The organism is Schaalia sp. 19OD2882 (genome assembly GCF_018986735.1).
Lineage (GTDB): Bacteria > Actinomycetota > Actinomycetes > Actinomycetales > Actinomycetaceae > Pauljensenia.
Map to the genome: position 1 here is coordinate 2423043 of NZ_CP065521.1, position 26311 is coordinate 2449353.

Annotated in this window: 21 protein-coding genes; 8 read left to right on the forward strand and 13 right to left on the reverse strand. The window is 66.8% G+C overall.

Annotated features, from left to right (window positions below):
- Positions 1 to 77: 77 nt before the first annotated feature.
- A complete protein-coding gene (locus I6B53_RS10440; protein ID WP_216764153.1) occupies positions 78 to 1916 on the reverse strand; it encodes a hypothetical protein in 1839 nt (612 codons plus the stop codon).
- On the reverse strand, positions 1913 to 2215 hold the full coding sequence (locus tag I6B53_RS10445) for a hypothetical protein (protein WP_216764154.1): 303 nt from the start codon (positions 2213 to 2215) through the stop codon (positions 1913 to 1915). The genes I6B53_RS10440 and I6B53_RS10445 overlap by 4 nt, the downstream gene beginning before the upstream one ends.
- A 392-nt stretch (positions 2216 to 2607) precedes the next feature.
- On the opposite strand from I6B53_RS10445, the gene purB reads away from it, so the two are divergent.
- Positions 2608 to 4074: an adenylosuccinate lyase gene (purB, locus tag I6B53_RS10450; RefSeq protein ID WP_216764155.1), complete on the forward strand. Its 1467-nt coding sequence runs from the start codon at positions 2608 to 2610 to the stop codon at positions 4072 to 4074.
- Between the two features lie 37 nt (positions 4075 to 4111).
- On the opposite strand, the gene I6B53_RS10455 is transcribed toward purB, so the two are convergent.
- Positions 4112 to 5971, reverse strand: a complete 1860-nt coding sequence (locus I6B53_RS10455; protein WP_216764156.1) for an HAD family acid phosphatase — start codon at positions 5969 to 5971, stop codon at positions 4112 to 4114.
- Positions 5972 to 6282: 311 nt separating this feature from the next.
- On the opposite strand from I6B53_RS10455, the gene I6B53_RS10460 reads away from it, so the two are divergent.
- Both I6B53_RS10460 and I6B53_RS10465 read left to right on the forward strand, forming a co-directional pair.
- Positions 6283 to 6822: a hypothetical protein gene (locus I6B53_RS10460; protein ID WP_216764157.1), complete on the forward strand. Its 540-nt coding sequence runs from the start codon at positions 6283 to 6285 to the stop codon at positions 6820 to 6822.
- 132 nt (positions 6823 to 6954) lie between these two features.
- The gene (locus I6B53_RS10465; RefSeq protein ID WP_253953874.1) at positions 6955 to 8316 is read left to right on the forward strand and encodes a Fic family protein; all 1362 of its coding nucleotides are present in this window, start codon (positions 6955 to 6957) and stop codon (positions 8314 to 8316) included.
- A gap of 1 nt (position 8317) precedes the next feature.
- Here the strand turns inward: I6B53_RS10465 and I6B53_RS10470 are convergent, their stop codons facing one another.
- The 3 genes from I6B53_RS10470 to I6B53_RS10480 form a co-directional block, all read right to left on the reverse strand.
- Positions 8318 to 9235, reverse strand: coding sequence for a hypothetical protein (locus I6B53_RS10470; RefSeq protein WP_253953875.1), 918 nt, complete (start codon positions 9233 to 9235; stop codon positions 8318 to 8320).
- A complete protein-coding gene (locus I6B53_RS10475) occupies positions 9232 to 10935 on the reverse strand; it encodes an alpha/beta hydrolase (RefSeq protein WP_216764159.1) in 1704 nt (567 codons plus the stop codon). The genes I6B53_RS10470 and I6B53_RS10475 overlap by 4 nt, the downstream gene beginning before the upstream one ends.
- Positions 10936 to 11258: 323 nt before the next feature.
- The gene (locus tag I6B53_RS10480) at positions 11259 to 12131 is read right to left on the reverse strand and encodes a DMT family transporter (protein WP_253953876.1); all 873 of its coding nucleotides are present in this window, start codon (positions 12129 to 12131) and stop codon (positions 11259 to 11261) included.
- A 121-nt stretch (positions 12132 to 12252) separates the two neighbouring features.
- On the opposite strand from I6B53_RS10480, the gene I6B53_RS11185 reads away from it, so the two are divergent.
- The 4 genes from I6B53_RS11185 (at position 12253) to I6B53_RS10500 (ending at position 15980) form a co-directional block, all read left to right on the forward strand.
- Positions 12253 to 12534, forward strand: coding sequence for a metal-sensitive transcriptional regulator (locus tag I6B53_RS11185; RefSeq protein WP_253953877.1), 282 nt, complete (start codon positions 12253 to 12255; stop codon positions 12532 to 12534).
- Positions 12535 to 12715: 181 nt separating this feature from the next.
- Positions 12716 to 12955, forward strand: coding sequence for a heavy-metal-associated domain-containing protein (locus tag I6B53_RS10490; RefSeq protein WP_216764161.1), 240 nt, complete (start codon positions 12716 to 12718; stop codon positions 12953 to 12955).
- Between the two features lie 33 nt (positions 12956 to 12988).
- Positions 12989 to 15790 carry an HAD-IC family P-type ATPase gene (locus I6B53_RS10495; protein ID WP_216764162.1) on the forward strand — a complete coding sequence of 934 codons (2802 nt, stop codon included), beginning with the start codon at positions 12989 to 12991 and terminating at the stop codon, positions 15788 to 15790.
- A 28-nt stretch (positions 15791 to 15818) separates the two neighbouring features.
- Positions 15819 to 15980 carry a hypothetical protein gene (locus I6B53_RS10500; protein ID WP_216764163.1) on the forward strand — a complete coding sequence of 54 codons (162 nt, stop codon included), beginning with the start codon at positions 15819 to 15821 and terminating at the stop codon, positions 15978 to 15980.
- A gap of 234 nt (positions 15981 to 16214) precedes the next feature.
- On the opposite strand, the gene I6B53_RS10505 is transcribed toward I6B53_RS10500, so the two are convergent.
- The 3 genes from I6B53_RS10505 to I6B53_RS10515 all read right to left on the reverse strand — a co-directional run bounded on the left by I6B53_RS10505 (position 16215) and on the right by I6B53_RS10515 (position 19177).
- A complete protein-coding gene (locus I6B53_RS10505; protein WP_216764164.1) occupies positions 16215 to 16874 on the reverse strand; it encodes a hypothetical protein in 660 nt (219 codons plus the stop codon).
- Positions 16875 to 16955: 81 nt separating this feature from the next.
- Entirely contained in the window at positions 16956 to 17186 is a 231-nt protein-coding gene (locus tag I6B53_RS10510) for a hypothetical protein (RefSeq protein ID WP_216764165.1), read from the reverse strand.
- Positions 17187 to 17263: 77 nt separating this feature from the next.
- Positions 17264 to 19177 carry an alpha-amylase family glycosyl hydrolase gene (locus I6B53_RS10515; protein ID WP_216764166.1) on the reverse strand — a complete coding sequence of 638 codons (1914 nt, stop codon included), beginning with the start codon at positions 19175 to 19177 and terminating at the stop codon, positions 17264 to 17266.
- Positions 19178 to 19212: 35 nt separating this feature from the next.
- On the opposite strand from I6B53_RS10515, the gene I6B53_RS10520 reads away from it, so the two are divergent.
- Positions 19213 to 20118, forward strand: coding sequence for a fructosamine kinase family protein (locus tag I6B53_RS10520; RefSeq protein WP_216764167.1), 906 nt, complete (start codon positions 19213 to 19215; stop codon positions 20116 to 20118).
- A gap of 17 nt (positions 20119 to 20135) precedes the next feature.
- Here the strand turns inward: I6B53_RS10520 and I6B53_RS10525 are convergent, their stop codons facing one another.
- The 4 genes from I6B53_RS10525 to I6B53_RS10540 all read right to left on the reverse strand — a co-directional run bounded on the left by I6B53_RS10525 (position 20136) and on the right by I6B53_RS10540 (position 26285).
- Positions 20136 to 21152, reverse strand: coding sequence for a class C sortase (locus I6B53_RS10525; RefSeq protein ID WP_253953878.1), 1017 nt, complete (start codon positions 21150 to 21152; stop codon positions 20136 to 20138).
- A gap of 99 nt (positions 21153 to 21251) precedes the next feature.
- Complete coding sequence (locus tag I6B53_RS10530; RefSeq protein WP_216764169.1) at positions 21252 to 22670, reverse strand: isopeptide-forming domain-containing fimbrial protein; 1419 nt, start codon at positions 22668 to 22670, stop codon at positions 21252 to 21254.
- Between the two features lie 113 nt (positions 22671 to 22783).
- Positions 22784 to 25138, reverse strand: a complete 2355-nt coding sequence (locus I6B53_RS10535; RefSeq protein WP_253953879.1) for a SpaA isopeptide-forming pilin-related protein — start codon at positions 25136 to 25138, stop codon at positions 22784 to 22786.
- Between the two features lie 205 nt (positions 25139 to 25343).
- Positions 25344 to 26285 (reverse strand): HAD family hydrolase, encoded by a 942-nt coding sequence (locus I6B53_RS10540; protein WP_216764171.1) that lies wholly within the window; start codon positions 26283 to 26285, stop codon positions 25344 to 25346.
- Between the last annotated feature and the right edge of the window lie 26 nt (positions 26286 to 26311).

Consider the following 26311-nt stretch of genomic DNA (forward strand, 5'->3'; position numbering starts at 1 on the left):
AGCGTGTGCGCACCCGGGGCTTTCGTTTGCGATGGGGCTTCACGGCATTGTCCAACTGCGCGAACCCCGCCCTCGTCTCACCGCATCGCCTGCGGGCCGTCAGCGACCGGCGTGATCCTCTTGGTCTGGTACAGGTGCTGCTTCGTGCGCGTACCCGCGTCGAAGTGCATCCTGTGCCGCCGCCACGCATCCCACTGCTGCACTTCGCTGCCGGTCATGCTGCCCGGCCGCTTCAGGGCGCCCAATGCCGCCACGTAGGTGGCGCGATTGTGGGCCTTGGGCACCCAGTCGCCCTGTTCAACGCCTGGCAGGGTCTCTCCGTCGAAGTGGACGGTGATCGTCTCGCCCTGGCCACCGGCCAGAAGGGCCGGCACAGATGCGTCGGTGGCCCTGCGCCCGTTCGGGCCGGCGGGGTTCTCGGCCCCGTCCAGTGAGGGAACGATGTCGCGAGTGTTCTCCAGGCACAGGCGCCGAACACCCGAGCCCATCGCGTAGCCGGCCGTGGGTGAACCCGCCGTGAGCACGGAGACCACCTGGTAGCGATCCAGCACCTCCTGGTCGGCCGCCAGCTGCGACACCAGGATGCCCGACTGAGAATGCCCCACCATCTCCACCGGTTCACCCGGCCGGATGCCCGCCATGGACATGGCTTCCAGGATCGCCTCGCGCTGGTCGGAGTCCATGCGTGCCACGGACTCGAAGTTGGAGCGCAAATCCTGCGGGTTCGTGCCGGTCACACCCCAATCCTGGGTGCCGGTCACCACCACGCTCCACGAACGCGAGCCGTCCGGGTTGTGGTGTTCGAGGATCTCGATCAAACCCTTCTCACCGGAGGAGTTGTGGTGTTCGATGCGGGACAGCAGTTCGATGGCATCCTGCGGAACCCTGGTGCGGGAGGCGACGTCCGTGTACCGCCCCGCCGGCGCAGATTCGACCGTGACACCCGTGGTGCGCCCAGCGTCCCCGTGAGCGATGAAGCGGCTGACGCCGGCGGCAGAGGCAGCAGCCTGTTGGATGTCGTGTGCGACCCGGCTCGCCTCGAATGACAGGCCGCGGCCCTTCTCGATCGCTACGGCCCCCCGCTTCGTCGCGTGCTCCGGATTGGTCACCACTTGGCCGGCGAACACGCCAAGATCGCTCTGCACACGCGGCCCCAGAGTGCCATCCCCTGTGCCCTTGGTGAATTCAGCGCCGTGTCGACCCCACAGGTTGAGCCACTGCTGCCTCTTCCCCTGCTCGACGAGCACACTCGCAGGCCCGAGACATGTCGGCAGCAACCAAGCCATCGTGTCGAGGCGAGCCATTGGACCGATTTCCGCTGCCGAGGGTGTGTCCGGGATCGGCTGGCCCGGGGTGGCTGAACTGCCCGGGTGGAAGCCCTGCTCACGGTCGAGCGCCAAGGCCATGCGATCAAGATGAGTGCACGGGTGTGTCGGCGTGCATTGGGGCGAGGCCGCCTCGGATCCGGCCAGTCTTTCCAGCGAAGCGGTCGCCTGCGCGCCTGTCCTCGTCGCGTGTTCAAGACCCCACACCCCGGGCCCGTGGCGTTCGTGGAGGGAGGAAAAGCGGGCGGCGTCCTCGTCAGCGGCGGCGAGGACGACCAGCGCGTACCCGAGGTCGCTGCCGTGCTGTCGCAGGCGGTGTTCCAGGACGAGGAGGGCGTCGATGAGTTGCTCCAGTGCGGCCAGGGCGCCGTGTCGGCGCTCGGCCAAGGCGTGGGGCAGGTGTGCCACTGCCAGTTGGTCTCGTGCTGCGACCAGCACGTTCGCAGCATTCCACAGCAAGTCCGCCACTTGCCCGATGTGTTGGCACGAGGCGGCCAAAGTGTCCACGTCGACCACCGTGCGGGACGAGGCCACCACCGTCCTGTCATCGAAGTCGTCGAAGGCCTGGCCGGTACTGGACCGGGCGCTCACGGTCCGACCCCCGCGACCGTCTTCGCCGAGAGAGTGATCCTGCTCTCTTCTTCCAGATCGACCAGTTGCACAGCGAGGTCTGCGACGCATGAGCCTTCCTCACCGATGGACGCGGTGAGGCGCCGGTGGCGCTGGCGTGCGTGCTCGGCGGTGGTGCCTTCCCAGCCTGGGTAGGACTCGTTGGTCATTTCGACCATTGCATCCTCGACGAGGCGAAAGGCCTGTGCCGTCAGGTCGGCGCCGCAGGGCATGAAAGGCCCTTCTCCGAAGAACGCGAGTGTCGGGGAATCGAGCATCATCCACTCGGGCTTCGGTGATGACATCGGGCAGTCCAACTGGGGCGGACCTCCCGACTGGCTCAGGTCATCCGGGTCGCCAGGCATTGCTGCTGCCTCCTTTCCTTTGTTCCACGTGCCAAGGTCATGCTGCTTCTAACCTTTTCTATCCTTTTCGACGCTAAACGGCGCCCAGGGTCGGCCACCAGTGGGGCCCAGCACACCTGTGGACAAGGGGATCCGGCAGCACTTGGCCTGTGGATGGGCCGGGGTGAGCGCCCTCGCCCTGGGGACAAACCCCGTCGACGGACGAGTCTGACCAACTGACGGACGAATCTCACGGGGCGCGAGATTCGTCCATCCTTCCGTGAGATTCGCTGTCCCGGGGCCTCCGGCAGGTCTGGAATGATGGGGACATGAGCGCTTCCCCCCTGTTCTCCGCGACTGCCGGCTGGACCGACCTCGCCCAGGGCGGCGAGCCCCTTTCCCCCCTCGACGGCCGCTATCGCCCTGCCGCCGCTCCCCTGTCCAACCACCTGTCGGAGGCCGCACTCAACCGCGCGCGCGTGCACGTCGAAGTCGAATGGCTGATCCACCTGCTCGACCACCAGGTACTGCCCGGAGCGCCCACACTGACCGAGGCCGAACGCGAGCACCTGCGCGCCCTGCCCCGCCGCTTCGGCCCCGCCCAGATCGCGCGCCTGGCCGAACACGAGGCCGTCACCCGCCACGACGTCAAAGCCGTCGAGTACCTGGTCGGCGAACACCTCGAGGCAGCCGCCGCCGAACTGGGCCCGACCTCGTCCCTGCCGGGCCTGCGAGAGGTCGTCCACATCTTCTGCACCTCGGAGGACATCAACAATCTCTCCTACGCCCTTGTCATCAAGGCCGCCGTGGAGCAGGTCTGGGTGCCGGCCGCCGAGGAACTGCTTGCCCGCCTTGTCCGCCTGGCGCGCGAGGGAGCTGCCGTCCCGATGCTCGCCCACACGCACGGCCAACCCGCCACGCCGGTGACCATCGGCAAGGAGATGGCCGTCGTCGCCCACCGCCTGCGCCGCCAGATCCGACGCATCCAGGGCACCGAGTACTTGGGCAAGATCAACGGCGCCACAGGAAACTGGGCGGCGCACGTCGTGTCGGTGCCCGGCGCCGACTGGCCGGCGATCGCCCGCAGCTTCGTCGAAGGACTGGGCCTGACGTGGAACCCGCTGACCACGCAGATCGAATCCCACGACTGGCAGGCCGAGCTCTACGCGGACGTCGCCCGCTTCAACCGCATCGCCCACAACCTGGCCACCGACTGCTGGACGTACATCTCAATGGGCTACTTCCACCAGAATCTGGCTGCGCAGGGGTCGACCGGCTCGTCGACCATGCCGCACAAGGTCAACCCGATCCGCTTCGAGAACGCCGAGGCCAACCTGGAGGTCTCCTGCGCGCTGCTCGACAGCCTGGGGGCAACGTTGGTCACCTCGCGCATGCAGCGCGACCTCACCGATTCGACGACCCAACGCAACATCGGCGTGGCCTTCGGGCATTCGCTGCTGGCCCTGGACAATCTGGGGCGCGGCCTGGACGGGATCGACATCGACGCGGAGCGCATGGCGGCCGACCTGGAGGCCAACTGGGCGGTCCTTGGCGAGGCCGTCCAGCAGGCCATGCGCGCCGCCGCCATCGCCGGAGCCACCGGCATGGCCAGCCCCTACGAGCGCCTCAAGGAGCTCACCCGCGGGCACGAGGTCGGCCGGGCCGAGATGCGTGAATTCATCCGCAGCCTGGGCCTGCCGGTCGAGGTCGAAGCGCGCCTGGTCGAACTGACCCCGGCGACCTACATCGGCCTTTCCGAGCGGATCGCCGCCTGGGCGGAGGCGACGCAGGACTGAGGGGGCCGGCCCGTACAGGCAGCCGCCTCAGTTCACGTCACGGCAGGTAGTACGTCGGGTTCGGCAGCTTGTACGCCACATCCGAGTACCCGCCGATCAGGTCGGAGTACTGGTCACCGAAATTGCCGACGATGCGGTACCCCAAGTCCTTCTCGATGTGCTTGCGCACGGAGGACTTGAACTCGACAGTCGAGCATTTCTCACCCGCACAACTCACCCACGCGGGCAACTCGGCGGCCTTTGACGACTTCTTCGTGAAGTACAGGGACGGGTCGATCGCCGGGTAGCCGACCTCGACCAGGTTCCTCTGCGTGACCTCCTTCAGGTCGTCGCTGCGGCCGGTCAGGCCGATGATTTCACAACCCGCACCCTTGGCGGCCGTGACCAGGTCGACCATGCCGGGCGTCGCCGGCAGAGCGTGGTAGTCGGTCTTGAGGTATTCGGTCTGCTTGGCGGCGCTGAAGTTGAACTCCAGCCATTCCTCCATGTCGTAGGTCCACAGGGTCGTGTCGTCAGCGTCCAGCGTGATCGCAGGCCTCTCGCCGCGAGCAACGGCCGCCTTGCAATTGGCCACGACCTCGGTCTTCGCCTTGCCGGTGATGGCCAGCAGCTCCCTGATGTAGGGAGAATCGGTCTTGTTGGACACGTACTGGCCCAGCTCCTCGTCCATGGTTGCGGCGTAGTAGGTGCGGATACTTGCCTTGACGATGTCCATGTTCGGCACCTGGGCGTCGGTGACGCCGACCCGCGCACCGGAGGAGCCGTCGGGCTGGACCTCCCACTCGTATGTGGACGGAGCCATTCCGGCTGCGGTGTCCGCCTCCCCCCAGTCGGGCAGGTCAGGGCTGGGCAGGTAGTAACTCGAGTTGGGCAGCTTCACCCACGCATCCGCCTGCCCGCCCTGCAGGTCGGACCACTGGTCGCCGAAATTGCCGACGATCGTGTAGCCCAGATCTTCCTGGATGTGCTGACGGGTGCCCGCCTTGAACTGGACCGTCGTGCACTTGTTGGCAGCAATGTCGCAGCGTCCTTGGCGCACCAAGTACTCCGGCATGGGCGCCATCTTGAGGAACTTGGTGAAGTACTTGTCCGCGGTGAAGATCGGCGAGCCGTCAGCATTGACGTACCCGGCATGTTCGAGGTTCGCCACCGTGTACGCCTTCTGGGCGTCGTTGCGCCCGGTCAGGCCAATGATCTCGCACCCCGCCTGCTTCACCTGCTTGACCAGGTCGACCATGCCGGGCGTCGCGGGCATCTCATTGGCGTCGAACCACGCCTGCTGTTTGGCGGCGGTGAAGGCGAAGTGCATGGAGGCGTCCTCCATGTCGTAGGTCCACAAGGTCGTGTCGTCGGCGTCGAAGACCGCTGCCGGCTTCTTGCCCGCCGCCAAGGCTGATCTGCACGCATCTGCGATCTGCGGGGCCTTCGCGGTGGTGATCGCAGTGACGTCACGGATGTAGGGCGAGTCCGCCTTGTCGGCGATCCCGTCCTTGGTGGCATTGGCGTAGGCACGGATGGTCTTCTTGGCAATGTCCCAGTTGACCAGGTCCTCTCCGCTGGCGCTCAGACCCGTGGAGCCGTCGGCGTTGATGACGAAGCGCGTGCGCGGGGTCATCCACGATTCGTCGGCATCCGAACGCGCGGATGGCGGGGGCGGGACAGGAGTGGGGTCCGGCGAGGGCTTCGGATCGGGCTTGGGACCCGGGTTCGGCGAGGGAGCGGGGGAAGGCGTCGGGTTCGGTGTTGGCCGGGCCTTTCCGGCACCATCGGTCCCGGAGGTGTCCTTGGACGCGTCGTAGTGGTATCCCGCAGGGCAGGATTTGGCCCCGGCAGCATCGGCGCGCCCGGGAACAATGACGAGCGCGGGCACGAGGGCACCCACAAGGAGGATCGCCATGCCCGCTCTCCTCCTGTGAAACACCAGGGCTGCACCGATGGCGGCACCTACGAGTGCGACGATCACGATGACCGCCACGGGTGAACCTGTTCGAGCCAGGTCGGGCACGCAATACTCCGGGATCACAAGGTCTCCTCTGCTTCGAAGTGTGAAGTGACGGGCGTTCAATGTACTGCTGCTGGTGCGTGGCGGCAGCCGTTCGGGCCTTCGAATGTGGATGGCCTGCGCCTGCATCCCCGAATTCCCACCCGGGCCGTACTCTGACCTCAGCCCCCTGGCGAGGGGTTGCGCCCCACGCATGGTCGGGCACAATGAGTCTTGACCTGCCCGCAACGATCAGGAGCGTCCTCATGGACTGGGCCACTTTCGAAGAACGTCTGACCGATGTGTTGGCCCACCGATTGGACGCCGCAGTGCTCCTCCTGGGCACACAGGACAGTGACAAGGGATTCGTCCAGGTGGCGGGGCGATTCACCAGCGAGCCCCACCCGCAGTTGCTCAGTGCGGAGATCGTCACCTCGCCGGTGGGCGCACCTGACGCGGTCGTCACCGAGGCGGATGCCCAGATGTTCACCGACGCCGGATTCAAGTACGACGAGGACTGCGGCAGTTGGGACTGCGGAGTGACCCACCCGTGGACGGACGATTCCTTCCGCAGGATCGCCGCCTGCTGGGTTCACGCCATGCGCGACCTCTTCGGGCATTCGAGCCCTGACGACGTCACCTACTACGGGTGGCGCTACCCCATGCGAATCCGGACCCCGTACGGGGATCGGATCTCCTCCAAGCTGAAGGACTACGAGATTGCGAGTCTGGGCTTGCGCTACTTCAGGCCCGAGGAGGCGCGCTGAGTCGCTGATCGACGAGGGCGGGACCGCGTGCCACCAGCGGCTTCTTCTCGCTCCACCCATCATCCAACTGTCAGTAACTGCTAATTTGGGCTAAATTGACAGTTGTTGATGGTTGAGCGGAGAGGACACCGCGTGAAGACCCCTGTTCCCCCACCGGGCACCCTGCAGCAGATGCAGGAGGCCATGATCGCTTCCACGACCGACCGCGCCCACACACTTGATGTCCTCACCTCGCGTGAACTGGCATCCGATCCCGAGTATCACCCTTGGGAGTGGTTCTTCCGCCACGATCCGCCAGAAGGCTTCACGCGAGAAGAATGGTGGATCGCCGTGCGTGGCGCGAGGGCCCACAGCGCCCGCCCTCTGCCGTTTCAGCTCACCGACGGCACACCTCTGACCTTCAATCTTGCCGACCCGCTTCTGCACCTGATCGATCAGACCTCCGCAAGAGCTCGCGGACAGATCCAGATTCCTGAGCCGATCGCCAATCCGACCACCCGCAATGGCTACTTGGTGCGCTCCCTCATCGAAGAGTCGATGACTTCCTCCCAGTTGGAGGGCGCCGCGACCACCCGCGTCGAGGCGAAACGAATGTTGCGCGAGAAACGCCCTCCTCGCGACCGGAGCGAGCGGATGATCGCCAACAACTACAGGGCAATGACGTTCATCAGCGAATCGAGTGGCCAGCCGCTCACCCCCGACCTGGTTCTGCAGATCCATGCGCTGGTCACCAAGGACACATTGGAGGACCCTGCTGACGCCGGCCGCCTGCAGCAACCCGACGATGTCAGAGTGCGCATCGTCGGCGACTTGGCAGAGGACCAGATCCTCCATGTACCACCGCCTGCAGAGCAACTGCCGGAACGCCTCGAAGCCCTCTGCGCCTTTGCCAATGGAGACTTGGACCAAGCAGGACCTTATGTGCCACCACTGGTGCGCGCCATCGCCCTGCACTTCATGATGGGCCACGACCACTACTTCGCTGACGGCAACGGGCGCACGGCGCGGGCGGTCTTCTACTGGTCGATGCTCTCGCAGGGATTCTTCTTGACCGAGTACCTGTCGATCTCGCGCCTACTGCTTCGCGCTCCTGCCCGCTATGCGCGCAGCTTCCTTCTCACTGAACAAGACGAGGGCGACCTCACCCATTTCCTGCTTGAACAGGCTCACGTCATTGACAGAGCCCTGGACGACCTGGACACCTACTTGGCGGCCAAGAGCCAGCAGATCAGTCAGGTTGCCCGCCTCCTTCGCACCACAGGGCTCAACCACCGTCAGATCACTGTGCTGGAGTCCTTCATCCAGGATCCGGGCGCCTCAGTGACGGTTGCCGCACACCAGGACACGCACCGGATCACCCCACAGACCGCCCGCAGCGACCTGCAAGAGCTGGAACGGCAGGGCTACGTGGTCTCCGTCAAGCAGGGACGACGAGTCGTCTGGTTCCCCTGCGACAACCTCGCCTCCCGGATCCAGAGCTCACCGGGCGGATAGGTCACGGCCTCCACCCCCGGTCCGAGGCCGGAGATCCGTAGTGCTCGTACAGGTCGGCTGGCCTGGCGATCTCCCCGTCGAAGCCCAGCGAAGTCATGTCCGCCAAGGGGCGCGTCCCGCTCGGGCTGAGAAGGCGTCCGCGGATGGCGACCGGCGCAATCTCCGGGTTGTCCCAGATGGCCTGGACGAGACGGTCGAAGGCGTCGAGCAGCAGGGGCCCGATGTCGGCGGCCACTTGGGCCGGCGGCGTGGAGTCGGCAGGAGGCTCGGCGTCGGGCTCATTGACGAGGGCGGAGGTGGTGCCTTGGGCTCGATCGCGTCCGGCTTCCCCTCCGTCCCCGAGACCGTCGACGAGGACGTCGAAACTCACCAGGGTTGGCTTGCCGAAACCCTCCTGGACTTGCAGATCTGCAAGCTCCATGCGTCCACTCGGCCCGGAGGGAGCCCCCGCGAGCGCGCCGAGAGCCAAGGATCGGAAGCGGGCGGTGCGCCCGCCGCGCCTGCTTGGGCGCAGGACGGCGAGCGCCGCACCTGCGCCCACGGCTGCCAGGCCCAGTGCGCCGAGCAGCAGAGGGTTGTCGATCTGGGGGATACGGGCACCAGCTTGGCCGACACCCTTGTTGACCGGCGCTGAGCCACTGCGACGCAGGGCCCTGGCCGAGGCGATCAGTCCTCCCGGCGTGGGCGCATGACCGTCGGCGCCTGCGTGCGTGCCAGATGCCGTCGACTTGCGCCCGCCGGCGCCTGTCGGTGTGCTCGCACCATGTCCGGTGGAAGCCGAGCTTCCCGACCCGGTGGAACCCGAGCGCCCCGACCCCGTGGGTGCAGGGTGGCCGGAGAGCTGCGCCGAGTCGCCGGAGTTGGAGTGTGCCGCAGGGGTCTTCGGGCGGTTGCTCATCCCCTCTGAACGGGTGTTCATTTCGCTCCTCCATCCGCGTCGTCGCCGTCGACGCCGCCGTCCTCGCCCTCGTCGACGCCGGCACCGGCCCCGACCTGGGCCAGTGGACGCACCAGCGCCCACGCCGGCATCCATTCCGTGTTCATCGCGACCGGCTCCGCGCCGCCGCGGTCCAGCCGAATGAAGGTGTCCCACGTGTCGCCGGTGGTCGGGTCGAGCAGCTCCTGCCAGACGTCGTGCACGGTGACACGAGTCGGCTCGCCATCACGTGGCAGGAACGAACGCAGGCGCTCGACCGCCGAGGCAAGGCGCCCCCAAGGCGCCACGTCAACCTTGCGTTCGAGTTGTTTGACGGTCTCGGTGTAGGTCGACGAGGAGTGCGCGTAGTACAAGGGGTCGCGCCGCGGCCGCACAAGTCGGCGCCCCACGACGATGCGATGGTCGGGCGCTCGGGCGGGCGAGCCGTCGAAGGAGGGGATGACGTCCTGGTCGTGTTCGACGGCGACCATGGTGACATCGGGGCGGATCCGGAATCGTCGGGCAGGGGCCCCCATTGCAAGGATCGCCTGCACGTCGACGCCGGCGACCTCCGGCAGGTCGGCTGCCAGGCCCACGGCGATCATCCCTCCCTGGGAGTGTCCACAGATGAGGACGGGTTCCTTGTGGCGCTGTCCCGGCGGGACCCCGTCCAGGTCCATGGCGTCGTGGATGGCGCTGACAAGGCCCACACGCATGGCGGAGGGCAGGCCCAGGGATTCGCGAATGTTGGTTTCGGTGTCTGCGGGGTTGGGGGTCGAAGGCGCGTCAAAATGCTCGGTTCCAGGCAATGCGACCAGCCATCTGCGCTGGTCAGGCGTACCGACGCGCACAACCTTCACCGGCTGTCCGTGCGAGAGCGCCCAGTAGAGGTCGTCGATGTCAGCCGCAAGATCTCCAAGGGTCTGCGGTGCGGCGAGTCGCCGCATCTGCGGCTTCGGGTGCCCTTCGGGAACCGGGAGCCAGCCGTCAGCCGGGTCCCGCGAGTTCCGGAGCGCTTCGCCAAGGGAAGAGGACGAGGTGTTGGACCAGTGCGGGGTGTCGGAGGGAATGACGGACTGAGCGACCTCACCGGGCGAGTCGGCTGGGCGCACCTCACCTTGGGTCCCGGGCTCGGCGGGGTGGGGCGAGGTGAGGCGGGGCGAGTGCTCGCCCTTGCGCCCTTCGGTTGGCGCAGGCTCGCAGGTCGGGCCGGAATCGTAGAATGCCTTGGAGTGGACGCGACCGCCTCGGATCTGGCCGACGGCGGTGCCGGCGGTGAGCATCCACGTCATCACCGAGTCGTAGCCTCGGCGAGGCACCAGCGGGATCATCGTGCTCGCACGCCCGTCATGGTCCTGCCCCAGCGCGATCGTGGCTCGAAGCCACAATCGCGCCCCGATCGAGATGCGGGCGCCCAAGCGGCTGACCCCTCGGATGAGCAGGGTGTCCAGACCCGGGTCGTCGAAGAAGAGACGCTGGGAGCGCTGGGACACTTCGGAGCTCAGCTCGCCGACCCGATTGCGGACGCGCGCTCGCAGGCCTTCGGGCAGCAAGGGTGATTCGGCAAGGAGGTTTGCCCCGACGGCCAGGACGATCGATGGCAGCAGGGGCGACATCCGCAGGCGCGCCTGCACGGGGTGAACGGTGTGCGGGACTCGACGCGAGGCGTAGAAGGGTGACCTCCTGCGTTTGCGCGCTGCCATGGTCACCTCCTGTTCCAAGCGTAGGGGCCAGTGGCCCGGGTGTGCTCACACCATCCATCCCCGATTCCGCACACGATGCGACTGAAGTGCGCGACGGCCCTGATGCGTCATCGCAGGTCACAGCGATTTCATTGGTGGAGGGCTCAGGCAACTGCATCGCATTGTGTGCGTGCGGTGCGGGCACGGGAGGGGCCCTTGCGGAGGGGCCCGCAGGCGCTTGCGGGCCTCCCCGGCGTCATTGACGAGTCGGTGACGTCGGAACCGGGGCCCGATTTCTTGCGACGTCCAAGACCCCGTTCATCCGACAACTCCGACAACGGTGCTCAAGCTTCGGATGTTGCCTTGCGTTTCGGGTGAATCTCCGCCAGCAGCATGGCGGTGAGCACCAACCCTCCGCCCACGGCCAGTCGCCACGTGAGGGACTCACCTCCCAGAGCGATCGCGAAGGAGGCGGCGAAGACCGGTTCGGTCGTCATGATGATCGCCGCATTCGTCGCAGGAAGGCGCGACTGCGCCCACGTTTGCACGACGATGGCCAGCAGCCCGGGGATCAGCGTCATGTAGACGATGGCCACCCACCCCATCGGCTCGGCGGGGAAAGCGACGCCTCCCGGAAGCGCCGCAAGTGTCAGGATCACGCCAATGGCCACCACCTGCACGGCGGCCAGGTCGAGGCCGTTCTCCTGACCCGCCCACCGATCCAGCAAGATGATGTGCACCGCGTAGAGGAAGGCGGCCACCAAGGTGAGCATCTCTCCCACTCCGACGGCAAAACCGTTGAGTGCGAGCACTGACAGTCCAGCAGTGGACAAGGCCACGGCCACCCAGACCCGCCGGTCGACCGCCCGGTGCAGCACGAAGAACAGCAACACAGGGGTCAGGACCACGTACATGCCGGTGATGAATCCGGACACCGAGGCGTCCGCGTGGGCCAGGCCATAGGTCTGGAAGACCTGTGCCGAGGAGTACGCCGCGCCTGCGATCACGCCTCGCTTCCAGGTCTGCACTCCGCAGCGCACCAGTCGCCGCCCCCACACCACCAGGACTGCCAGGGCCGCCACCAGGAAGCGCACTCCGAGGAAGTCCAGCGGCGGGATCTCGGTGACGACCGACTTGATCATGAAGAAGGTTGACCCCCACACGGCGGTGACGGCGACCAGCGCCAGCGCAGGCGCTACGGAGGTCCGGGATTCCACTCGGCAAGGCTATCTCCCGGTCGCCCTCCGTCATCGCCCACTGCACCCCGCCCCACCCTTGACAGCGATACCCCCTGGGGGTACCTTCGCCCACAGACGGACCCGATCGAGAGGAGTCGGAGTGCACGGATACGCTTCATCCACAGAGCAGTACCTCACCCGCCTGCGTCGCATCGAAGGCCAGGTCCGCGGCCTGCAGCGCATGGTTTCCGAGGGCGAATACTGCATCGACATCCTCACCCAGGTGGCCGCAGTCCAGTCCGCCATTGATTCGGTGGCGTTGGGCTTGGTCCAAGACCACTTGGGCCATTGCGTCGTCCAGGCCGCCAAGGAATCCGACGAGGCCGGGGCGGCAAAGGTTGCCGAAGCCACGCAAGCCATCGCCAGGCTCGTCAAGTGCTGAGCCCGGCTGGGCCGACCTCGCTTCGCCCGGCCGGGCCGCTCACCGCTGACGACCACCGGCATCGTTTCCACACCACCTCCTCCCCCATTCCTCGACTCCTTTGGCCGGGCAAGACGCCCGGCCCTCGTCCCCGACCCAAGATTTCCCCACGAAAACCCGAACCCCGAAAGAAGGAAGAACAATGGCCATCGATCGCACTGTCGTCCTGGACGTGAACGGCATGACCTGCGGACACTGCGTCGCCTCCGTCACCGAGGAGTTGGAGGACGTCAAAGGCGTCCTCAACGTCGAGGTGATCCTCAACTCGGGCGCGACCTCCAAGGTCACGGTCGTCACCGATCAGGGAGTCGATGATGCCGCCCTTCGCGAGGCCGTCGCCGAAGCCGGTTTCGAGTTGGCCGGGATCCACCGCGATTTCTGAACCTGACCTGCACCGACAGGAAACTGGCACCCGATGACGACCACTCCCGCCCCTGAAACCCCTGCACCCGCGGACCACACTCCCGGCCCTGGTGCCCAGACCCCGACACCCTCGGGCCAGACCCCGGCACCCTCGGGTCGTTCTCCCGCGCCCCACAGGATCGGCGAGGGCGCCCGCGGGCACGCCGCCGACCTCAGCCGACGCCTGTGGTTCACGGCGCCGGTGGTCACGGTGGTCGTCGCACTGTCCATGGTCCCGGCCCTGCAATTCGGGTACTGGCAGTGGGTGGTGGCCATCTTGTCGCTGCCGGTGGTCACATGGGCGGCTTGGCCCTTCCACCGGGCGGCGTTCACGGCCGGGCGTCACGGGTCGACCACCATGGACACCCTGGTTTCCTTGGGGGTGGTCGTCACCAGCGTGTGGAGCTGGTGGGCGCTGCTGTTCGGAGGTGCCGGCAGGTGGGGCGCGACCATGGACATGCCGCTGGTACCGGCACTGCCCTGGTTCCTGGACCCCAACTCCGGCGCGCACCAGATCGGAGCGATGAGCCACGGCGGGGCCGACATCTATTTCGAGGGCGCCTGCACAATCGTGCTGTTCCTGCTGCTCGGGCGGCGCATGGAGGCGAAGGCGCGCTGGAATGCGGGCGATGCGTTGCGCTCGCTGCTGGAGATGGGCGCCAAGCATGCGACCCTTGTGCACATCGACCCTGCGACAGGCGAACGCAGCCAACGTGAAGTCCCGGCCGAGCAGCTGCAGGTCGGCGACCTGTTCCTGGTGCGCCCGGGAGAGAAGGTGGCCACGGACTCCATCGTGGTCGAGGGCGATTCAGCGCTGGACGCCTCGCTGCTCACGGGCGAGTCCGTGCCGGTCGACGTGACCGTGGGCGACCGGGTGACGGGTGCGACAATGAACACGTGGGGGACGTTGCTGCTGCGCGCAGAGCGTGTGGGCGCCGAGACGACCCTGGCCCAGATCGGGCGCTTGGTCACCGAGGCCCAGGCTGGCAAGGCTCCTGTGCAGCGTCTGGCTGACCGGATCTCGGGGGTGTTCGTCCCGGTGGTCATGGCGATCTCACTGGTGACGCTGGTCGCGTGGCTTGCCCTTGGCGGCTCTGTGCAGTCCTCGGTGACGGCGGCGGTCGCGGTGCTGGTGGTGGCGTGCCCATGCGCCCTGGGTCTGGCCACGCCCACCGCACTGCTGGTCGGGTCGGGTCGCGCGGCCCGCTCGGGCATCCTCATCACCTCGGCCGAGGTCCTGGAACAGACTCGCCGCGTGGACACGATCGTCCTGGACAAGACGGGGACGGTGACGTCGGGGCGCATGGCCTTGGAGTCCGTGCGCGTGGCGGGCTCCCCACGTGACGATTCGCTGGGTCCTTCCCTTGGGGACGAGGGCGGAGCCGGCGACCGCGTGCACAGCGGTGCGCGCGCGCATGAGCACCCGAGTGACAGCGCTGGCGCGCGCGACAATGCGCGCGAGGACTCCCTTCTTGCCTTGGCCGCCGGGGTCGAGGCACTCTCCGAGCATCCAGTGGCCCGCGCTGTTGTCGCCGGCGCCAACTCCCGTGGTGTGACGCCCGCACAGGTCCAGGCCTTCACCAACCACGCGGGCCTTGGAGTCTCCGCCCTGCACACGGGACCGGAGGGCAGTGAATTGGTGCTGGTCGGACGTGCCTCGTGGCTGGTCGACGCGGGTGTGTCAATCCCTTCCGACCTGCGCGAAGAGCTGGATCGAGCCGAGGCTGACGGCGCATCGGCGGTCGTCCTGGCCGTCGTGCCCGCTTGGCAGGACCGGGCCGACACGGACCCCGCCGACGCGATCGCGCCCTCGCACGTGGGCGGGGTGGACGCGTTGGTCGCCGCCCCGCCCGTCGCCGTGGTGGAGATGGACGTGCAGGGGATGACATGCGCGTCGTGCGTGCGGCGAGTCGAGCGCAAACTCGGCAAGGTCGAGGGGGTCAGCGCAACGGTCAATCTGGCCACCGAGTCCGCGCGCATCACGCTGACTCGGGAGGTTTCCAATGCGGACCTTGAGGCCGTGGTCGATGCCGCCGGCTACCGCGGAAGAGTCTTGACAAGGACTGGTACGGGGGCGGAGGGGAAGGCCAACCTGGAGGGGCCTGCTGGTGGCGCAATCTTCGCGGGCACCGACCCGGTCCAGGAGAGCCCGGCGGCAGGAAAGGTGTGGCCTTCGGCCGCCGGCGCGCCGGCATCGGCCTGTCCGAGTGTCCGTGCGCGTGACCTGAGCGGCAGGCTCGGCTCGGCTCGGGCAGGGGCGGTCCTGGTCGTACGCGACACGGTCAAACCCACGTCTGCCGCCGCTGTGCGGGAACTCGAACGGCTCGGCGTGACCCCTGTGATGCTCACCGGCGACAATCGGCGGGCCGCCCGCGCAGTTGGCGACGAGGTCGGCATCGACCGTGTCATCGCCGAAGTCCTGCCCGCGGACAAGGCCCGAGTGGTCGCTGACCTGCAGGAGCAGGGGCATGTGGTGGCAATGGTGGGCGATGGCGTGAACGATGCTGCCGCTCTGGCGCAGGCGGGGCGCGCGGGACTCGGCATGGCAATGGGGTCGGGCACGGATGTGGCGCGCCAAGTCGCTGACATCACTCTGGTGAACTCCGAGTTGACCAGTGCCGCTGCGGCGATCCGCATCTCCCGGGCAACGCTGCGCACGATCAAACAGAACCTGTTCTGGGCTTTCGCCTACAACGTGGCGATGATCCCGCTGGCAATGCTCGGGATGCTCAACCCGATGATCGCCTCGGCGGCGATGGCGTTCTCGTCGGTGTTCGTGGTGCTCAACTCGCTGCGTCTGCGCGCCGCATCCTGATGCGGGTGGCGCCCACTGCGGTGCGCGAGTGAACGCACAGACGAGTACGGACCACGGCTACGCGCAGGATTCCACCGGCACCGCGACCCGGGTTGCCACCACGGTGTCCGACACCTTGGCGGCGATCCTTGCGATGCGGAAGGAACGCGACTGGAGGCGATTGCACATGTGGAACCGGCTGAGGTCCTGACCCGTGCGCTGCTGCTCGCGCACCTCCCCGGCACCAACCCATGGACCTGGTCACGAACGGGCTGAGGATCGCTCGCCAAGAGTTTCCCGGCGACAGTGCACGAGGGCGAGGTTGTGCCACGCTGTGCCTCAGCGTTGAAGCCCGAGATGATGCTCATGCGGCCCAAGGGTCACCACTTCGCTGCGTCACTCCGACATGTGGCTTCCAAGAAGCGAGGAGCAGACGTGTCGTTTTCTAGAATCGGTCGAGCCAATCGCGATTCTCAGGTTTCAAAGCGGACGGAGGCTCGATGAGATACCCGATCTCCCTCAGCGCATCCGCAGATGTCTTGTGGAGCGATTGAACCATTGACTTGAGCTGTGTCTCCCTCCACGCCTCCCTCTCGCAAGCGATCCGCCTAATGGCGTCGTCCTCATGATCGACACCGAACTCCTGGATGAGCATCTCAAGGAAGTCTTCAAATGATGGGCGTAGTCGAGGCCCACCTGTGGGAATGTGGAAGTCTGCGAGTTTGGGAGGCTCAAGACTCTCCTTGCGACGGCCTACCGCATGTCTTCTTGAACCCTTTCCTGACCTCATCATTGCGAAGGTCCACGAGTCCTGGTGAGCATGAATGTGCATGTGCGCCATCGGCACACAGGTCGCATTGCGGTCGTACTCCCACCTGAGCAGAGGTTCATTTCTGCCATTGACGCGCAGCACGAAAGACGACTTTTCGATGACCATCCACCCATGGTTCGGTGATGAGGTGCATTCGAAGAGGACTGTCACGTTGAACACCGGATCCCCACCGACACGGATCGGGATCCGCTCCGGTTTGCCTTCATCATCGGCCGACCCGGAAGCGCGTGGAGCAACCAGGACTCTCGCTCCAACCCTTCCCTCATCGTTCACCAGTGCGATGAAAGGCGGCGCTTTTTGTTGACACATTGAATCAGGTCAGTCAGCCGTTTTGCAAAGTCAAACGCCTGATCCTCAATCGTCTTCATTCAAGTCTTCCCCCAGGAGGAAAGAAATACCGCGCAGTTCAGCGACGTGCTGCTCCTCATCCTCGGACAGCCGCCATGCCTCATTTGCCTCCCGAGCCGCATCCAATGAACCAAAGCGTTCAACAAGAACTTTCTCGATCCGCTGCCGCCGCTCCTCCAGCTGCCTACGCGTCACGTGACGCACTGACGGACGCTCAGAAACCGTGCTCTGCGCCATGATTGAACCTCCTTGGTCCTTGACACTTCGATTGTAGCCACCCCCACCTACAACAAGGACGGGGGTGAATCCTCGGCTCACGATTCGCGGATCCACGCAGCCGCATTGGGCGGAAGGATGATCGGCGGCCGTTCTCCACTTCTTCGATTCTCCTCGGCTTCGCCTGCCTGGCCTGGCGCAGTGCCCACCCCTCCAAGCGGAGTGGCCGCACAGGCCAAGGGCACCCCGCCCGCAGCGCTGACAGGCGGCCACTGGACGCCCACAGAGGTCAGCAGCACCTGGCCCCTGACAGGCAGCTCGCGAGGAACCACGCCGGTGTTGAGCGCCACGACAGTGTCCCCGTTGCGCAACACCGCCAGGTCGGCCTCCGAGTCGATCCACTCGATGCCACCCCGCCCCAGCCGGAGCCGACGGCGCAGGTGCAGCATGCGCTGGAAGAAGCGCAGAGGCGAATTCTCGTCGCGCAGCTGGACCTGCGCCGACCAGGTCTGCCATCCCGGTGGGGTCGGCAGCCACGAGGGCGCCGCCACCTCGCGGGCGCCAGACCCCTCCTCGTCACCGGGAAGCCCACCGCACACCGGAACGCCCCACGGCAGTGGGACCCTGCACCCGTCGCGGCCGCGAACGCGGTGGCCGGAGCGCTCCCACAGGGGGTCCACGCGGCACTCGTCAGGCAGGGTCGTGACCTCGGGCAGGCCCAGCTCCTCTCCGTTGTAGACGTGCAGGACCCCCGGCAGGCCGGCCAGGAAGCAGTGCAGCGCCATTGCTCGACGCACCCCGATCTGCTGGTCGGGCTGGGGTTGGCCAATGCCGATGCCGTCCTGGGTGCGCGCCCCGGCCGGGTACCCCAGGCGGCTGGCGATGCGCAATTCGTCGTGCGAGCCCAGCACCCACGAGGTCGGCGCACCCACCTTCGCATCCGCACCATGCGAACGATCAATGCGTTCGCGCAGATCAAGGGCATCCCACGAGGTCGACAGGACATCGAAGTTGAAAGCCAAGTGCATCTCGTCGGGCCGGGTGTAGGCGGTGCGGCGCAACTGGTCGCCCACCGGAACCTCGCCCAACAGCACGCGCTGGCCCGGGTAGGAGTCGAGCAGCCGCCGCCAGGCTCGGTGGATGTCGTGGACACCGTCCTGGTCGAAGAACGGGGGCGAGGACGGGGCCGACGCCGACTGGGACTCGTCGGATTCGACTCCGGGTCCGGGTTCGGCATCGGGCCAGGGAACCCGCGCCACACCACCGGTGAGCAAAGGTTGACCAGGATCGTCCGGCAGTCCTGGCGCCTTGACCATTCCGTGGGCGACGTCCACGCGAAAACCGTCGACCCCGCGATCCAGCCAGAAACGCAGCACCTCTTCCATGGACTCTCGAGTCAAAGGCGATTCCCAGTCCAGGTCAGGCTGTGCCGGGTCGAAGAGGTGCAGGTGGAACAGGCCCTCGTCCTCCGAGCGCCCGGTGTGCGGCCAGATCGGTTCCCACGCGGAGCCTCCGAACAGGGAACGCCAGTTGTTGGGCGGCAGCCAGCCACCGGCAGCGCCCTCGTCACCGATTCGGCGGCCGCGACGGATGAGGTAGCGCGACCGCGCCTGCTCATCCCCCGCCATTGCTGCGAGGAACCACGGGTGCTGGTCGGAGGTGTGGTTCGGGACCAAGTCGACCAGCAGGCGGATCCCGCGCGCGTGCAGGCCCTCCAGCAGGGCATCGAAGTCGGCAAGGGTCCCGTACTCGGGCGCCACGTCCTCATGGTCGGACACGTCGTAACCCATGTCCACCTGCGGCGACGGGTAGAAGGGGCTCATCCACACGGCGTCCACCCCCAGCACCTCCAGGTGGTCCAGGCGTGTGAGCACACCAGGAAGGTCGCCGATCCCGTCGCCGTCGGAGTCACTGAAGGAACGCGGATACACCTGGTAGATGACGGCGTCGCGCCACCACACCTCCCCGCCGGGATTCGAGGGAGCGGAGGTGTCGATCGGCGTTGAGGTCATGTCCCATTGTCACCCCTCTGCCGTAGCGTGAAGGCATGGATGTCATGCGCAAGATCGACCGGCGCCGTGGGGCCATCGACCACGAGGTGACCTCCCTGCTGTGGTTGGCCGAGGCGCGCGAGCACGACCCCGCAGCCGCAGCGGCTGTTCCCGTCCTGGCCGGCGGGCCGACCTGGCTGGAAGAGCCGCGGCTTCGTCAGGCTCCCGCGACTTCTGCGGCGGCCGAAGCCTTCGGGCGGGCCCTGGCCCACACGCACGCAGCTGGCGCCCCTCACCTCGGCTGCCCGCCGCCGGGCCTTGGCGAACAGGGGTGGATCGGCGGCGCGCACCTGAGCCTGCCCGCACGGCCGACCGGGCTGACCTGGGGCGCCTTCCACGCAGAACACCGGATCCTGCCCCACGTGGACTCCACCTTCACTGCGCCTGAAAGGCGCCAGATCGAAGGCCTGTGCGAACGCCTGTCCTCCGGCGCATTCGACCACGACCAGCCTGCCCTGGTGGAGGCCGCCTTGTCGGGGGACCGGGTCGGGGTGCCGGCCGGCAATGACGAGGGCGGGGCCGGTGGCACGTACCGCGCCGCGCGCATCCACGGAGACCTGTGGTCCGGAAACGTCATGTGGACCGACGAGGGAGCCGTGCTCATCGACCCTGCAGCCCAAGGTGGGCACGCCGAATCCGACCTGGCAGCGCTGGCCCTGTTCGGATGCCCTCACCTGGAACGGATCCGTGCCGCATACGACGAGGCCTCTCCCCTGGCCCCCGGGTGGCGCGAACGCATAGGCCTGCACCAGCTTCACCTGCTCACGGTGCACTGCCAACTCTTCGGCAGGGGTTATGTCGCCCGGGCCATGGAGATCGTCAGAGGGTGGATGGGCACCCCCACCCGCAGGGATTCTTCCGCGGCCCGGCCTCGGGGACGAGGGCGGGGCAGGAGCCGGTGAGGGCCCGTCCCCCGGTGTCACATTCGGCGACGATTTCGGCCCGAAACACCCGTTTTGGAGGCCGAGCGTGACACCGGGGGAACCGACCTGCGCACACGACGCACCGCCACCAGCGCCAACAACACCGCACCGGCCGCGACGACCCCCGCAATGGCCGCCTTCCACACCAGTGAGGACTGCTCCCCCACGGGAGTCACCGACCGGATGGTCCGCGCCCCGTCCGCCTGCCAATCAGCGGGCAGGTCGGTCCGCAGCGCGTGCACCAACAACCTGTGGGTGTTCACCCCATAGGGGGTACAGGTCACCAGGGTCACCATGTCGCGGCCCGGCTGCACCGACAGTGACTCCACGACCTCCGGCAGCACCACTTCGGTTGAAGTCACCCGGTAGGCGTTGGCCCTGCCCAGCACGCGAATGACGAAGGTGTCCCCGACGGCGACCTCCGGCAGGCGGTCGAAGAGGCGCGCTGTCGGCAGCCCCGTGTGCGCCGCCAGCACCGTGTGGGTGGACACGCCGCCCACCGGCACGGAGGTGTTGACGACATGCCCGACACCTTGGGCAAGCGATTCCTCATTGGTGTAGTGCCTGATCGGCAGGTCGACCCCGATCTTCGGGATGAGCAGCTCAGCCATGACCCCGTCACCGGCCACATTGAGGATTCGCTGGTACTCCTCATTGCCCGGTTTGACGTCGGCGGGGTCGAAAGGGTCCACGACGTGAGAACTGCCCTCCAGCAGCCGCCGGTTGTAGTCCACCGCGGCCGACTGTTCCTTGTCCAGGGCATGCGGGGCCGCGGCGGAGACCGCCCGGTCCAAGGTCTGGGTCACCTGGTCCTGCGCACGCTGGTTCAGGACGTCGGCGACGAAGGGGTAGCTCATCAGGCCCACGCCCGCAACCACCGCCAGCACGCCCAAGACGATCCGCCACGGCGAAGGGCGGCGGGCAGAGCCGTCCTCACCGCTTGCGCTGGGGGACGAGGGCGGGGCCTTGCTGCCTTGCGTCCCCTGACCCTCGACGCCGTCGGCGGATGTCACGGAAGGGGCCGGTGGGCGCATTCGCCCACCGGCCTTGCGTCGTGCCCGGTGAAGAGGAATCACGCGTTCAGGCGGGACGCTCCGTCAACCCGACGGGCCTCAGGGACGCTTCCTGCGCGGCGCCAGCAAGAACATGCCGGCCACCAGCAGGATCGCGCCGGTGCCCAGGACCAGCCCCAGGCCCTGCGCACCGGTGATGGGCATGGCGGGCTGCTTCGGGTCGATGACGTTCTGGGTCGAGATCAGGTAGTTGTTCTCCGTCTCGGCGGTCACCGGGTTGTCGGCGGTCGCCGTGGCGGCGGACAGCTCGAAGGAGAAGTCGGCAACCTTCTGGTAGCCCGCCGGAACCTTGGTCTCCGACAGGGTGTAGGTGCCTGCTGCCAGATCCTCGAAGCAGACGCGACCCTGGTTGTCCGAGGCGCTGACCAGCGCGGTGCCATTGGTCAGGGTGAGGGTGAACTCGGCGCCGGGCAGGGGGGCGCCTTCAGGCGTGGCCTTGGTGAAGCAGTAGCCGTAGGTCTGCACCTTCGTCGTGTCCGACGGGGACTTGGTGGTCTCGTCGTAGGGGTTCGGGTTGAAGGTGATGGTCGCGGTGTTGCCGGTGACCTCGTCGGCGCTGCGCGAGAAGGCCTCTGCGGTCAGGGTCGCCTCGTAGGTGATGACGATCGGCGCAGCCGGGTTGGCCAGGATGTGGGCCTTGGTGAACTCCACCGTGTACCCGGTGGCCGAGGCCGTCAGCGTGTAGTCGGCGCCGGTCACGGCCGGGGTGCCGTTGATCTTGATGGACGCGGGGTCGATCTGCAGGCCGGCGGTGGGCTTGTCGGTGACCTTGAAGGTGGCCTTGGTGGAGTCGGCCGGGTAGTTCGGGATCGCGGTGGTCACCGTGAAGGGGACCTTGTCACCGACGGAGTACTTGTCGGTGGACTCGGCGGCGTTGTCGCCCACGCCCTTGTCGATGGACACGGAGGTCGACTTGGCGGCCATGGTCACGGCCTCATGGGGCTTGTACCCGTTGTTGTCGTTCACCGCGGGCGACAGGTCGACCAGCATGTTCTGGTAGACCTTCGCGGTTCCACTGGTGGAGGTCACGCGCACCAAGTAGTAGCCGCTGCCCAGGGTCAGGCTGGCGGAGTCGCCGACCGCAACAGCGGTCTTGGTGGCGTTCGTCAACGCTGCAGCAATCTTCGAGGCAGCGTTCTGCGCGTCCGTTCCCTGGGTGAAGGTGGCGCCGTCCGAGGTGAGGGCGGCGATCTCGCCGACGGTGTCGAAGTCCGCCGGCAGGCCCGGAGTCATCACGTAGGTGAGGTTGTTCGCGGCATCCACATCCGCGTCGGCGATGAGGTAGGCGCTGACGGTGTCCCCATCGATCAGACCGGTGATGGTCACAGTGGAGTCGGCGACATCGGTCGGGCTGGTGGGATCGGCCACCGCTCCAGTGGCACCCAGGGCCACTGCCGCTGCGCCCGCGACGAGGGCGGCCGCCCAGCGGGTCAAAGTCTTCGAAGGTGTGGAGCTCATTGGCTTCTCCTGGTCGGTCGGGTCTGTGGGGACGTGTGTGGGACGGGATCTGTGGGATGGATGGTCGCCTTGGCGGGGGACGAGGGCGGCGCCGCGTCGACGCAGTCGTGCATTCATCTGCGCCTGCCCGTGGGGCTTCGACGGATGAGGAACACTCCGGCACCCAAGGCGGTGAGGAAAGAGCCTGCAAAGACCATGCCGACCACGCCCGGGCCGGCGGTGCTGGGCATGACGGGCAGCGGGTCGTTGCCAATGGTGATGGTGGCCACCCCGTTGAGGACGGGCAGGGCCGCCACGGTACCGGCCGAGTTCACGGTGGTGACCTCACCCTTGGCGGAGACGTCGATGCGGTGGGCGTTCACGTCCAAGGTGAAGCCGGCCGGCGCGCGGGTCTCCTTCAACCAGTAGGTCTTCCCGGGCAGCAGTCCTCGGAAGTACGCCACTCCCTGCGCCTCGGTGGTCGCAGTTCCTCCCGGTATGGGGGCGGTCAGCGCCGCGTCGGACCAGGCCTGCGCCGGGGCGTCGCCCTCGTCGAAAGTCCCGTCACCGTCGTCCGCGTACAGGGTGAAGCCCGCCCCCGGAAGGACCGAATTGTCGGTGGAGTTGACCTTCTTGACGGCGAAGGCGCTGGTGAGCACGTTCTCGAAGGCCACTCCGTCGACATCGGTGGTCCGCGTGAAGGCCAACTGGCCCTCGCCTGCGTCACTCACCTCGACTGTCATGGTGTCCGTGTGGGTGTCGTAGCGCCATCCATTGGGCACCGGTCGGGGAATGACCTCCGTGATGTCGTAGGTGAAGGTCTTGCCGATGTCGTCCTGGGTGAAGTCGAACTTCGGGAAGACCACGGTGCCGTCGGCGCGGTTCGACGCGGTGACGACGCGTCCGCTTTCGCGTTCCCTGGCCACGAATTTGAATTGGTTGCCCTTCAGGGCAGCGCCTGTGACGGTCTTCTTCGCCGTGAGTTCCAGCTGACCCTTGGCCTCGTGGGGAAGCTTCACATGAACCGTGTCAGTCTGTTTCACCTGGTCATCGACGGTGACACTGGCCGTGTTCGGGAACTGGACGTAGCGGGTCTGGCCCTCGTCGGCCCTGGCGTACGTGGAAAGGTCGGTGGTCGTGGACACGGGCGCATTGATGGTGAAGACATGTGCGCCTTCGGGAGAGTTCGGCCTGTTCGTGCAGGTCTTCGGGTTTTCTCCGGGCAGGCACCCGTGACTGGTGTCCTTCGCGGTGGCGGTGATCGTCTGGCCGTCGACCGCGATGGTCCAGTTGTCGGTGACGTCGCGGGGGGAGCCGTCGGGCATGGTCTTGGTGACCTTCACGCTTGCCCGGGATGCGACGAGGGCGGGATCCAACTCGTCCGACAGGACGATGGAGCCCGGCTTGTTCGAATCGGCCACGAAGGGGAAGGTCTGCTGGATCTCGAAGGCGGCGACTTCACCGCGCTTCTTGTACTGCAGGGGCGGGTTCTTCGTCGGGGCCGACCACTGTGGGTACTGGACCACCTTGGAGTCGTACCCGATTCCGGTGGAACAACCTTCACCACGCCACTGGGTCGTGTACTCGGGTCCGGCGGTCGCCACGATCGACGACAGATTCGACGGGGTACTCGAATTGTCGGTGGCGCCTGAGCGGAACCACACGTCTTCTTCGTGGCGCAGTTGGGTGCCCTGCCCGATCTTGACCACGTCCTCGTAGCCGTTGGCCAACTTGATGCCTTCGCGGTAGGAGGAGGAGAAGTCCATGGTGGGTGCGCCACCCGGAGCGAAGTGCAGGGGCTGGTCGATGTCCCAGTAGAGGACGTCCATCCTGTGCGAGGCGTCGATCAGGGTGTCAGTGCCCGTCTTGACCAGACGCGTGTTGAAGGTCATGTCCACGGCAATGCCCCTGTCGACGCCATTTCCTTCGGCTGCCGCCAGCGGCCCGTAGACGGTGGAGATCTCGAAGGGCGTGAACCAAGCGGGCTCTGGAAGACCGTCCTGCTGCCATGCCATGACTCGCGTGAAGTCGATGACCGAGTCGATGACCTGGCCGTCATCCGTGTAGCCGATCTGCTTCAGGCGGATCTTGAACCCGGGGTACTCGGTGCCAGCATAGGTCATCTGACCGTTTTGCGGGTATCGCCACACCATGAAGGACCCGCCCCACGTCTGGGCCGACCAGTAGATCCACCATCCGCCCGGAATCTGCACGCTGGGGCCGTCCTGGGTTGCCGGACTTGCGGGCAGCAGGGTGCGCATCGACACCCACCGTGTTCCGTCCCAGTAGTCGGAGTTCGTCCAGTCGGGATTCTGGCCGACGTACACATTGCCGCCGACGGAATCGAGGATGTCCGGAACGGGGACGACAGTCGAGGCGTTCGCTGCCGGGACGGGAACCATGACACACGCCAACAGGGCCGCGAGCAGGGTGGGAATGGCCCTCCACCATCTGCGCGGTCCTGCAGGGAGCGGGGTCGTCTCAGTCACTGTTGGCATTTCGTCGACGGACACATGGGAAGATCTCACGGTATTCCTGCATTCCACGAATGAGCAATTGTCATTTCCTGTACAAGGCACCCCGCGAATCGGGAAACATCAAGGTCCGACAACATCAGGAAGTGGAATTCAATGCCCGCCAAGTGTTTTCGTCGGACGTATCGATTACTCGGTCACCTCTGCCGACTCGATTCCATCAGGCGCGGGAATGCTCCAGAATTGCTCGCATCACCGCCGCGGAACCGTCGTTTTCCACGGCTCCGGTCACCAGGTCGGCCCGGTCCTTGATCCACTGGGCCGCACCGCCCATGGCCACACCCACACGCGCCCACGTGATCATGTCAACATCATTGGACCCGTCGCCCAAGGCCACCGTCCCGCCATGCGGAACACCGAGGATCCCGCACAGTTCCTCCAGGGCCGAAGCCTTCGTGCACCCCTTCGCGCACACATCCGCCCACGACGTCCAGCCGACGAAGACCTCGTGGTCGCCACCCAAGCCGCTTTGCCCCAACAGCTGCTCGAAGCGGCCGGTGTCCATCCCGGGCACACGCACGACGAGTTTCGTCGTGGGTCTGGCCCACAACTCCTCCACGGGAACCACACGATGGTGCTCCAGCAGCTCACCCTCAGGGAACAGGGCATTGACCAAGTACCCTTCGGGCACTTCGACCCCGAAGAGCGCTTCGGGGACCACCCGCTGGACCATCATGATGGCGCGCCTGGGTGAGAACACGTGACTGCGCAGGATTCGCCCACCCTCAGGCGCCTCCAGGTCCCACTCGACCAGCAGAGCCCCATTCGAGCACGCCGAAAAGCCGCGCCTTTCCCCCAGGTCCCCCAGAACCGGTCGGGCCGCCCACCGCCCTCGTCCCGTGGAGACCACGACGTGTCCGCCGGCATCCAACAGGTCGTGGTAGGCGCTCCTGACCCGCGCCGACGCGCCCGCGGCCGTGATGAGGGTCCCGTCCACGTCCACGGCGACCAGCACCTCCGACAGGTCGGTGGGAAAGCCCTCGGGAAGGGCCGCCCTTGCCCGCGCCACCTGCTCCTCGAAGGGCAGCGCCCGCTCCCCCGAAGGGGGCGGTGTGAGGAACGTGGTCCCGTGCGGGACCTCGCTGCGCGGGGTCGGCCTCACCCAGGCGGATGCTGCGGGGCTCCCAC